Below are 11,103 nucleotides of genomic sequence, written 5' to 3'. Positions count from 1 at the left end.
TCGCCGCATAGTGCTCACCATCGGGTGACGACCAGCTTCTGATCGGTGAAGAAATCCAACGGCGCAGCACCACACACATGCAGGTCACCGTAGAACGAGGCACCGTACCCACCCATCGTCATATTCGCCGGCGGCGCCGGAAACGCATTGACACCCACATTCCCGGCCCGGATACCCCGCTCGAACTCCGCCGCCACCGCACCAGAGCTGGTGAACACCGCTGCAGCGTTACCGAACTCGGTATCATTCGACAACGCGATCGCCTCCACGAGCGTATCCACCCGATGCACATTGATCACCGGACCGAACAACTCCCGACCCTCCACCCCGTGCCGCGGATCCAAATCGGCCACGATCGTCGGCCCGATGAAATAGCCGTTCTCCGACCCCGCCCCACCCACCGGCTTCACATTCCGACCATCGAGGACGAACGTCGCACCCAGATCCTCCGCCTCCCCCAGCGCCGCCAGGATCCGCACCTTGCTCTCGGCGCTGACGACCGGGCCCATCGTCACACCCTCGTCCATACCGTCACCGACCACCAACTGATCGGCCAACGCCACCACCCGGTCCATCAGATCGCCGTAGACATCACCAACCACCACGACCCGACTCCCCGCCAGGCACCGCTGACCCGCCATCCCATAGGACGAGGACACGATCCCGGCCGCCGCCCTATCGAGATCCGCATCCGCGGCCACCACGATCGGATTCTTCGCACCACCATTGGCCTGCACCCGCTTCCCGGCCGCTGCCGCCGCCCCGTAGATCGCCCGCGCCGTCGGCGACGACGTGATGCACGAGACCGCCACCACCGACGGGTGGGCGATCAGGTGCTTGACCACATCCGCCCGGCCGTGCACCAAGTTCAGCACCCCATCCGGCAGACCCGACTGCTGCAGCAACCGAATCGCCGCGGTGGACGCGAGCGGATCCTGCTCGGACGCCTTGATGATCAACGCATTACCCGTGACCAGAGCCCACGCCGAGAACTGCACCGTGTTCATCACCGGGAAGTTCGACGGCGTCACCGCCACACACACCCCCAACGGCTCCCGCACCCGCCGCGCATCCACACCAGTGGTGACATTCACGGCGTCGCTGTGATACAGCATCGGAGCGGCAATCGCCGTCTCCAGGAAATCGACGGCCCGCCCCACCTCACCGCGCGCCTCATCCAACGTCTTACCCTGATCGATCGTGATCGTGCGCGCCAACGACTCGACATTGTCCTCGAGGATCACCTTCATCCGATACAAAAACCGCACCCGCTCCGACAACGGCCGCGAACCCCAGTCACCGAAGGCGCGAGACGCAGCCACCACAGCCGCCTCCGCATCCTCGATCGTCGCCGGAACCAACTCCGTAATCACCAGCCCCGTCGCAGGATTGAACACCTCGACGGCATCCGCTCCCGACCCCGGCACCCACCGACCACCAATCAAACACGCAGCCGTCAAATCCACATCGCAGATTGTCACTATTCAAACCCTCACTACTCGAAAATCGTTGGTAGGTGCCGCCGACTCGACGAACACGTATGGACGGTTCGGCCCCGAGAAGCCGATGAGTTGCTATGACGTCGGCGTCAGTGTTCGGTCGACACCGTGGGTAACACCGAGTTCGCCGCCCACATCGTGGACTTTGAGGCGCGGAAGCACCTCGGAGGCGAGCAGTTCGAAGTTTCGGGATGACACTTCGGGCGCCATGCCGCCGAAGGACGGTGCGATCAGGACCCCGCCCGCGTCCAGTCGATCGACATACTCGAGAATCCGGTCGACGACCTGATCCGGCGTTCCCCACACCTGGAGATCGGCGAGGAAGTCACAGAAGCCGTCGACTCCGTGCTTCTCGATGTTGCGGCTCAGCCCGGCGTAGTACTCGTAGCCTTCAATTTTCGCGAAGCCGACGTTGTCGAATTCGTAGTGCTCGACGGTCGACTCGGCGTAGCGCCGGAGGTAAACATCGCGCATCTCTCGGGCCTCGGCTTCTGTCTCTCCTACTCCGACGAAGACACAGATGATCGGCTTGGCCGGCTCCTCGCCGTTGATCTCGAGGTAACGGGCACGGTAGTCGCGCATCTCGGCTTCGGCTTTGTCCCAGGGCTTCTGCGCGATGACCATCAGTCCGACCTGCAGACTTGCCATGAGGTCGATTGATTGCGGAGACACCGCCGATGCGAAGGTGCGACCGCGGAACGACGCATACGGCGCGGGGCGCAGGTCCATGGCCGGCTGTTTGTACAGTTCGCCGTCGGCTTCGATGACGCCGGACTCGAGACCGTTCAGGATCGCTTCGGCATACTCCGCGAAGAGCCTGCGGGACTTGCCCATCTCCACCCGGAAGCCGTCGAACTCTACCCGGCCGAGCCCTCGGCCGATGCCGAGCATCGAGCGGCCGCCCGAGAGATGGTCGAGCAGGATGAAGTTCTCGGCGGTCCGAACCGGGTCCTGCCAGGGAAGGACGGACACCATCGTGCCCAGTTTGACCGTGGACGTCTTGGCCGCAAGCCACGAGAGAAACTGCGGGACATCGGGTGTCATGCCGTAGGCAGTGAAGTGATGTTCGGGGGTCCATACCGAATCGAATCCGGCTGCTTCCGCGCGCAGCGCGAGATCCAGCTCGTTGCGATAGGTCTCTGCGTCGGAGACGTTTCCGTCGATGTTCTGAAATACGAGAGTGATGCCGGTGTGCATCTCTCCTCCTTCGTCGAGTAGTGCGATCGGTCCTACCGACCGGTTGGTACGTAGTGTAACGGCCGAAACCTCAGGGCGCCAGAGGCAAATCAACTTCGAATCAGCTGATTCGTGGGACCACGCCCGGAATCACCCCACGGGTCTGCCACACAGCAGATCGGCGGCCTTCTCACCGATCATCACGGTCGCAGCATTCGTGTTGCACGAGACGATGCTCGGCATGACCGACGCATCTGCGACGCGCAACCCGTCGACGCCGCGCACCCGAAGGTGCGGATCGACCACCGCCGTCGCGTCAGTGCCCATGCGACAGGTTCCCGAAAGGTGGAAGAAGCTGCTGACACTGTCGTGTATCGCCTTCTCCAACTCCGGGCGGTCGAGGCGAAGTAGTGCGGGGGCGTCGGAAGTGCCACCCCATTCGTCGAATGCGCTCGTCTCGGCGAGTGTGTTCACCACCTCGATTCCGGCGATGAGCTGTTCGATGTCGTACGGGTCGCTGAGGTATTTCGGATCGATCAGCAGCGGCGCTTCCGGGTCGGAAGACGCCAGGCGAATGCTTCCGCGGCTTCGCGGGCGCATGTGCCCGATCCCGAAGGTGAAACTGTTCTCGGCTGGCCGTTGCCACGGCGTGTGGTAGTCGACCTGGATCTGCACGATTTGCAGCTCCGGCCGGGTCTGAGACGGGTTCGTCTTCGCGAAGAGCGTCGACTCGGCGTAGTTGCCACTCGGTGGGGGCAGCTGTCGATCCGCACGCATCCGGACTCCCGCCAGCAGGATGTGGTCCTGCAGGTTCAGGCCGACCTCCGGCGAATCGATCACCGGTTGCACGCCGACCGACTCGAGGTCTCGGACCGGTCCGACGCCCGAATGCAGTAGCAGCCGCACGGAATCGACTGCACCGGCGCACAAGACAACGTCGCCGGCCGCCGCGGACCGGATCGAGTGACCGTCCCGGGTGTACTCCACCCCGCGACAGCGATCGCCCACGATGACGAGGCGTCGACAGATCGCCCCGGTGCGAACTGTCAGATTTGTCCGGCCGAGCGCCGGCCTGAGGTAGGCGCTCGCGGTGCTCTGTCGCCTGTTCGCGCTGATCAGCAGCTCATGGCACGCTGCCCCGAGTAACTCGCCACCGTTGAGGTCTGCTGCGACGGCGTGCTGCGCCTGCCGCGCGGCCTCGACGTGGGCGAGTGACAACGGGTGGGGCGAGTCGATCGGCGGCGGCGCCAGTGGTCCGCCCCGACCCCGGAATCGGGGGTCGCCGTCGGGGACGTCTTCGGAGCGCATGAAGTAGGGCAACACCGAGTCGTAGTCCCAACCCTCAGCGCCCTCCGCGGCCCACGAGTCGTAGTCGACTCGGTGTCCCCGCAGGTGCGCCATGACGTTGATCGAGCCCGAGCCGCCCAGGACCTTGCCGCGGGTCGCGGGAACCGTCCGCCCGAGAGTCTTCTGCGGAACCGTCGAGTAGTTCCAATCCAGCTCGCTGCCGGCCAAACTCGGCCAGGCACCTGGGTTCTCGATGTCTGGTCGTCGCTCGGAGCCGCCGGCCTCCAGGAGCAGGACCCGGACCTCGGGATCCTCGGTGAGTCGCGCAGCAATGATGCACCCGGCGGTTCCGCCGCCGACGACGATGTAGTCGTAGGTGTCCATGATGCTCTACCGCCCGACCCCAACCGGCTGCACCGCGCCCGCCGTCACGGTATTCGCGTTCGGAACGTCACCGAGTAGTTCTGCTGGCATGATCCAATCCTCAATGTCGTACGGATAGAGGGGTTCTCATCGTTGTCAGGAACGGAGCACCGATCTCGGATATTTCGGGGAACGACCGCCCAGAGTCACTGATTCAGGCTGGAGCGCGTCCGGTGCGTGAGGCTTCTCGGCAACAGATAAACGAAGTTCATCCGCGCTTACATACTAACCGGGCGGTACGTAACGTTGTGAGATGACGTTACCGCACTACGCGTCAGGGGGTCAAGAGATCGCGACGATACCGCTGGGCCCGCGGTTCACCCGGATAGCGCGAACCCGCCGCGTCACGGTAGGCGCTAAACGAGCACGGCCTCCACCAAGGGGCATTCGTGGAGGCCGGGTGGTCGAAGAGTGCAGCTCAGGCGTCCGCTGGTCGCTCGATCAGTCCGTCGATGAGAATGTCGGCGTAGATGGTGCCGATTTCGCGGGGGGTCACCGAGCCCTTCAGATCCAGCCAGACGTGTGTCCACGCCCCCATGCCGATGATCCCGAATGCCACAAGTCGTGCCGGGCCCTTCTGTCGGAACACACCCTCCTGCATGCCGCGCTCGATCACGTCGACGAAGAAGCGCTCGAACTCGTCACGCTTCTGCTGGATCTCGGCGAAGACATCAGTGGGCAAGAACTTCCGTTCCTGCATGAACACCGTGATCTCCGCCTTGTAGATCGACATCGGTTCGAGTAACGCCTCGGTGATCAGTCGTCGCAGGATCTGATCCGGACTCTGTTCCTTGTCCGCCATGACACTGCGCGCACGCCCGAGCTGATAGTTGATGAACTCGTCGTGCACCCGGTAGAGCAGGTCTTCTTTGCTCTCGAAATGGTGATAGAAGGCGCCCTTGGTCAGGTCCGCCGCATCGACGATGCTCTGGACAGACGTTGCCGCGTATCCGTTCCGCTCGAAAAGTTCGACCGCGTTCTCGAGCAGGGCACGCCGAGCTCCCTCGGGGTCGCGGACCCTACGGCCACTCGTCTTGCCACTCGAAACCTTCGGCCTCGCCACGAAACTTCCTCCCTGGCTGTTCAGCTCGCCATTCATCGCCGAGTGCGCGCCATCCATCTCGAGCACTCTGCACGAAGCGGGTAGGCGCGATGCTACGGGCACGCCGGCGCACTGCACAACGCCTCACGCACTCTCGCAGTATACATCCGTACCAGTCGGCATGATATGGCCGTCCGACGAAGCTATCGAGAGTCTTCGGGGCCGGGGAGATCCCGAAGGATCTGGACTGCCGTCATCGCGGTGGGCCAGCCGGAGTAGAACGCGAGGTGAGTGGCGACTTCCACGAGTTCTTCGACGGTGAGGCCGTTGTCCAGTGCCCTCCGCAGATGGAAGGGCAGCTGCTCGCAGCGGTAGAGCGCGATCAAGGCAGCGACGGTGATGAGGCTTCGGTCTCGAGGTGTCAGTTCACGACGTTTCCAGATGTCGCCGAACAAGGTGTCGTCGGTGAGTTCGGCCAGCTTCGGAGCGAACGAACCGAGTGCCCGTCGGGCGGGGCCGGGCATATCGGGCATGATTGTTCCTTCGAGTTACTTGGGGCCGCGGTGCCGCCGGGTGTCCCGTGTTCATTTACGCCGGCGCAGTGCGCAGTGCGTTCGTCAGCGAGGCACCTTCCCTGGACAGCCAGGTGCTGACCGTGTCCGTGAGGTGGTCGAGTTCGGAGTCCACGACGTAGAGACTCCGAGTGGGCACGACGGCACCCAGTTCGACCAGCAGCGGTCGGAGGTGGACCTCGCCGGCCATGGCATGGTGTGGGGCGCCGCCCACCATCACGGGCACCGCTACGACGCCGTCGAGCGAGACGGAGCCGAAACGGTCGAAGAAGGATTTGAGCAGGCCCGTGTAGGTCGCCTTGTAGGTCGGCGAGACCACGATGAGGGTGTCGACTCCGCTGACGAGCTCCATGTCCCGTTGCACCGTCGCGCAGTCGGGGTCCAGAACGTCCCCGCCGTGCATCGCCAGATCGACGACAGGGCCGACCCTGCCTCCGACCGCATCGGCAACTTGACGGCCCACCTCCAGTGCGACGGTTGCCGTCCGCGATGCCGGCCGCGGGTTTCCGACCAGAACGCCGACTGTGATGTCGTTGTGCACCAAGGACTCTCCTCGATAGATCGTCAACGAATATCGGTTCATACCTGCGATCCGACGGCCGTGAAGAATTCCCGGCGTGCATAGGCCAACGCATGGCAATCCTCGCGCACTCCCCCGTCGACCACGGCACCGACCACGATCGTGTGATCGCCGGCCTCGACCATCTGCTCGACCCGGCACACTGCGAACGCCGCGGTGTTCTCCGCGAGCACCGGCCCGCCCAGTCCTCCGTCCGGGGCCGACCATGCATGTCCGTCGAACTTCGAGTCCGACTTGACCGCGAAGGCCAGCGCGACGCTCTCATGGCCGTCGGCGATGTAGTTGACGGTGAAGGATCCCGACGAACGCACCGCCTGCAGGGTGTTCGACCCGTGGTCGAGGCATGCGAGGACGAGCGGGGGATCCAGCGAGACAGAGCACACCGCGGACATCGTCAGACCCTGGTGCCTGCCGTCGTCACCGGTGGCAGTGACGACTGTGGCGGGGCCTGGTGCATACGCCATGATGTCTTTGAACTTGCCCAGGTCGATCATTGTTCGTTTCTCCTAGCTGGATCGGGATAACGTGGTGCGGCCCGCGGCGCGAATCGCGTCCTGGACACCGGGGTTGTACGCACTGGCTGCCTGAGCCCAGGACTCGAATCCCACCGCCACGTCGAAGGAGTTCTCGGCGGCGAGATTCACGGCTTGTTTCATGTCGCGAGCGAGCGACGGCTGCAGATCCGCGACCGAATGTGCGAGAGTCAACGCTTCTCCGAGCGGGTCATCGGCGTAGACGTCTGCGAGTCCCTCGTCATGGGCTTGCACGCCGTCGAGTGTGCGACCGAGGAGAACCGTGCGCAGTGCACGTCCCCGCCCCAGCTTCTGCGTCAGGAAATAGGTGCATCCGCCTCCCGGATGCAAGCCCAATTTCGCAAAGGTGGCGCCGAATCTGGCGTTCGGCCCCGCGATCGTAATGTCGCATGCCAACGCGAGATTCAACCCGGCACCGATCGCATGACCGTTGACGGCGGAAACCGTGGGGTATGGAAGCTCCCGCAGCCACAGGAAGCTCTCGTAGTACGACAGTTGACGGGCCCGCATGCTCGACGGGGTCGCGCCGTTCACGCCGAAGATCGCCATGAGATCCGCCCCGGCACAGAAGGAGGTCCCGGACCCGGTCACCACCAGGCACCGTGTTTCAGTGTCGGTGGACAGCTGGTCCGCTGCGTCGAGTAGCTCGAGGCGCATGGCGGGGCCGATGGCGTTCCGCTTCTCCGGGTCGTCGAGTACGAGAACCCGAATGCCGTCGTCGTGGCGCTCGATGCGGATTTTATCGAATTCTGTCATTTCCCAGTCCTTCTGCGAGTTTCCGGTCGGCACCGATCAACGTGGTCCGACCGTCGGCGTTCGTTACCGACTCAGCCTGCGTCGGGACGTACCGCGACGGCTTCGATCTGAACACGCAGGTTCGAGGCGATACCGAGGACGAACGTCGACCGTGCCGGGTATGGTCCCTCACCGAAAGCGCCCTTGTATGCATCGAGGAACTCGAAGCGATATGCCTCGTCCTGCAGATAGCAGGTGGTCTTGACGACGTCTCGCAGTGTGAGGCCTGCGTCCGCCAAGATCCTGGCGACGTTCTCGAGGCAGATCCGGGTCTCGTCGGCGATCGATTCCGCCTCCTTACGTCTCGCCATGGTCTCGGGGTCGATCGCCAGGCCCGCGGCATAGACGAACACGTCGGTCGCGGTACCGGACGACAGCCCCTGCGGGCTGAAATCTCCCAATTCGGCTGGATTCAAGTAGTCGATCATTTCGACCTCGTCTTTCGTTTGTACGATCTGGTTGGGATCTGTCTTTCTCGGGTTCAGCCCTGTCTTTGGCCGTCCCAGTCGCGAGGACCGCCTGTTTCCTACTGCGGCGCTCACGCCGTGCGTAGGTCGACGGTCCGGGTCTCACCGAGCGCGCTGACAGAAAGCGCGGCCACGATGCACAGCGCGGAGATCATCACGGAAACCGCGATGCTGCCCGGTCCTCCCGGCGCGATGAAGGTTGCAGCGAGGAGCGGGCCGAGGCCGCCACCGATCATGCCGGCGAACTGGTAGCACAGGGATACGCCCGTGTAGCGGGACGCCGTCGGGAACAGCTCCGCGAGCAGAGCGGGGACCGGGCCGTTCGCCGCCGCGTTGAGCACGGTCATGCTGATGACATACGAGAGCAGGATCAGTGGGAAGCTTCCCGACGTCACCAATGGGAACATCGCGAACGCGTGGATCGCCGTGAGCAGGGCTGCGGTGACGTAGACCGGCCGCCGGCCGTATCGGTCGGAGAGCCACGCGAACAACGGGACAGTGAGAAGCATGCCAGCCGTACCGATCATCATCGCGTTGAGCAGCGTCTGGCGCGGGATCCCGAAGTCCTTGTGCGCGTAAGTCACCAGCAGTGACGTCGCCACTGCGTACGCCATGAACGGCCCGGCGTAGACGCCGATTCCGAGCAGCACGCGACCCCGGCGTTCCCGAAGTAGCGCGAACAGCGGCGCGCGGCGCGGCTCCTCCTCGTTACGCGCCTTCTTCTCGGCCAGCAGGACGGGACTCTCGCGTACGCCGACCCGGATGTACATGCCGATTCCGACGAGGGCGACCGTCACGAGGAAGGGCAGGCGCCAACCCCACGACAGGAACTGGTCCTCGGAGAGCCCACCGAGCGCCGCGAAGGCCGCGAAGGACAGTAGGAGTCCGGCCGAGGCTCCCATCTGGGTTGCGCTGCCGTAGAATCCGCGGGACTTCGTGTTCGCATGTTCGACAGCCATCAAGACGGCGCCGCCCCATTCACCGCCGACGGCGATTCCCTGTATGAGACGGAGCGCCACGAGCAGGGTCGGGGCGAGCACGCCGATCTTGTCGGGTGTCGGCAGCAATCCGATCGATACGGTTGCCACCCCCATGATGCTCAGGGTCCAGATGAGCGAGGACTTCCTGCCGAACCGGTCGCCGAAGTGGCCGAAGATGATTCCACCGAGCGGGCGGGCGAGGTACCCGACGGCGAGCGTGCCGAACGAGGCGATGAGCGCCACGGCCGGCGACGATCCCGCGAAGAACACCGGGGCGAACACCAGGCTCGCCGCGGTCGCGTAGATGAGGAAATCGTAGTACTCGATCGTGCTGCCGATCGCGCTGGCGATATAGACGCGGCGCCGTTGGCGAACAAGATCGTCATTGGGCCTGTCCGTAGTTGCCCTTGGGGAGGAAGTGCCGTCGAGAGTGCTCATTGCGGTCTCCGGATTCGGGGCGGGGGCGGATCGCTGGTGATCACATCGGCCCGCTGAGTGGGGGGCTATTTCGGGAGGATGATGTCGAGTGGCCGGTTGTAGAGGATGTCATCGACCACGTCGTGTGGGATCGGGAGTGGCATGTCGAGTTCCGATATCGCCAGGAACTGATCGGCGGACTCTTTCGGGCAGAATGACGGGAAGTCGGAGCCGAACACCAGGCGGTCGGTGACATGGCCCTCGATGGCGAGTCGGAGCCCGTTGTAGAGCTGCCAGGTTTTCACCGGTAGCGTCGATACGTCGGCGAAGACGTTGCGGTTCTTCATCATCAGTTCGACCGTCTCGTTCATCCACGGCTTCCCGAAGTGGGCGACGAGGATGTTCGTGTCCCGGAACTCGCGGGCGACCTTGTCGAGAAACATGGGGTACGCGTATTCGTTGCACCCGTCGGGCGCGAACACGCTCGCCTGGTGGAACATGAGGAAGATGCCGAGATCAGCGGCAGCGCGATAGACCTCGTAGGCCTCGTCGCAGTGCGGATGGAAACCCTGATACGGCGGTGAGAGTTTCACCCCGTGGAGGCCGTATTCGCGCACGGCGCGGCGGAGTTCGTCCGCTGCGCCGGGCTGGGTCGGGTCGACGCTGCCGACCCCGATTGCCCGTTCCCGGTTGGCGTCGAGGTACTCGCCGACATAGTCGTTCGGCACCTTCATTCCGATCCGGGCCACCTGCAGGCCGAGGACCAGGAACCTCTCGACGCCGGACTCCACCATCACCCGGGTGTGTTCGGCGAGGTCGGCGCGACCGAAGCCTGGCCGACCGACGAGCTCGGTTCCTCGGTCGGTCCATACCGGGCCGAGGTGTTCGGGCAGGTAGATGTGTGTGTGCCAGTCGGTGAACGGGCGGTCGGGCATCGTGGCTATCCCTGTCTCTTCGGCCGGAGTGCGACGGCATCGATCTCGACGCGGCAGTCGCCGGCGATGCCGACGACGAGCGTCGTGCGCGCCGGGTACGGGCCTTCGCCGAAGACCTCGGTGTACGCGGTCCAGAACTCCTTGCGATACGAATCGTCGGCCAGGTAACACGTCGTCTTCACCACGTCCCCGAGCGTGCAGCCGACAGTCTCGAGGATCCCCTGGATCTCCTCCAGCGCGATCTTCGTCTCGTTCGCGACGGTGTCGGCCTCCGGCTTACGCGCCAGCGTCTCCAGATCCAGCGCCATGCCGCCGCAGAACACGTAGTCCTTGGTCGCCACACCCGGATTCATTCCGAATCGAGGGTAGGGAAGGTTGCCTGGGTTGAGGTATTCCG

At 64.2% G+C, this 11,103-nt stretch carries 12 protein-coding genes; all 12 read right to left on the bottom strand.

All coding sequences use genetic code 11. The features are described 5' to 3' along the window. Positions 1-14: 14 nt before the first annotated feature. Entirely contained in the window at positions 15-1,427 is a 1,413-nt protein-coding gene (locus tag ACNJ7E_RS26845; RefSeq protein WP_418341135.1) for an aldehyde dehydrogenase family protein, read from the bottom strand. 147 nt (positions 1,428-1,574) lie between these two features. Beyond that, on the bottom strand, positions 1,575-2,696 hold the full coding sequence (locus tag ACNJ7E_RS26840) for an LLM class flavin-dependent oxidoreductase (protein ID WP_009475728.1): 1,122 nt from the start codon (positions 2,694-2,696) through the stop codon (positions 1,575-1,577). A 129-nt stretch (positions 2,697-2,825) separates the two neighbouring features. Next, on the bottom strand, positions 2,826-4,346 hold the full coding sequence (locus ACNJ7E_RS26835; RefSeq protein WP_418341381.1) for a GMC family oxidoreductase: 1,521 nt from the start codon (positions 4,344-4,346) through the stop codon (positions 2,826-2,828). A gap of 457 nt (positions 4,347-4,803) precedes the next feature. Further along, positions 4,804-5,448 (bottom strand): TetR-type transcription factor C-terminal domain-containing protein, encoded by a 645-nt coding sequence (locus ACNJ7E_RS26830; RefSeq protein WP_280779748.1) that lies wholly within the window; start codon positions 5,446-5,448, stop codon positions 4,804-4,806. Between the two features lie 182 nt (positions 5,449-5,630). After that, positions 5,631-5,960, bottom strand: coding sequence for a carboxymuconolactone decarboxylase family protein (locus ACNJ7E_RS26825; RefSeq protein WP_418341380.1), 330 nt, complete (start codon positions 5,958-5,960; stop codon positions 5,631-5,633). A gap of 55 nt (positions 5,961-6,015) precedes the next feature. Then, complete coding sequence (locus ACNJ7E_RS26820) at positions 6,016-6,540, bottom strand: NADPH-dependent FMN reductase (RefSeq protein WP_009475733.1); 525 nt, start codon at positions 6,538-6,540, stop codon at positions 6,016-6,018. Between the two features lie 38 nt (positions 6,541-6,578). Continuing rightward, the gene (locus ACNJ7E_RS26815; RefSeq protein WP_009475734.1) at positions 6,579-7,073 is read right to left on the bottom strand and encodes a flavin reductase family protein; all 495 of its coding nucleotides are present in this window, start codon (positions 7,071-7,073) and stop codon (positions 6,579-6,581) included. Between the two features lie 12 nt (positions 7,074-7,085). Then, positions 7,086-7,868, bottom strand: a complete 783-nt coding sequence (locus tag ACNJ7E_RS26810; RefSeq protein ID WP_043779501.1) for an enoyl-CoA hydratase-related protein — start codon at positions 7,866-7,868, stop codon at positions 7,086-7,088. Between the two features lie 71 nt (positions 7,869-7,939). Continuing rightward, complete coding sequence (locus ACNJ7E_RS26805; RefSeq protein WP_009475736.1) at positions 7,940-8,335, bottom strand: RidA family protein; 396 nt, start codon at positions 8,333-8,335, stop codon at positions 7,940-7,942. 110 nt (positions 8,336-8,445) lie between these two features. Then, positions 8,446-9,792 carry an MFS transporter gene (locus ACNJ7E_RS26800; protein WP_009475737.1) on the bottom strand — a complete coding sequence of 449 codons (1,347 nt, stop codon included), beginning with the start codon at positions 9,790-9,792 and terminating at the stop codon, positions 8,446-8,448. Between the two features lie 65 nt (positions 9,793-9,857). Then, positions 9,858-10,706 (bottom strand): amidohydrolase family protein, encoded by an 849-nt coding sequence (locus tag ACNJ7E_RS26795; RefSeq protein WP_009475738.1) that lies wholly within the window; start codon positions 10,704-10,706, stop codon positions 9,858-9,860. 5 nt (positions 10,707-10,711) lie between these two features. Then, a partial coding sequence (locus ACNJ7E_RS26790; RefSeq protein ID WP_418341379.1) for a RidA family protein occupies positions 10,712-11,103 on the bottom strand: 392 nt, incomplete at its 5' end.

The sequence above is a fragment of the Rhodococcus mengyinensis genome (assembly GCF_048381435.1).
In the GTDB taxonomy this organism is placed as follows: Bacteria; Actinomycetota; Actinomycetes; order Mycobacteriales; family Mycobacteriaceae; genus Rhodococcus_F; species Rhodococcus_F opacus_D.
The sequence above is the reverse complement of the archived record's forward strand: the minus strand, read 5'-3'. Positions and strand labels throughout refer to the sequence as shown.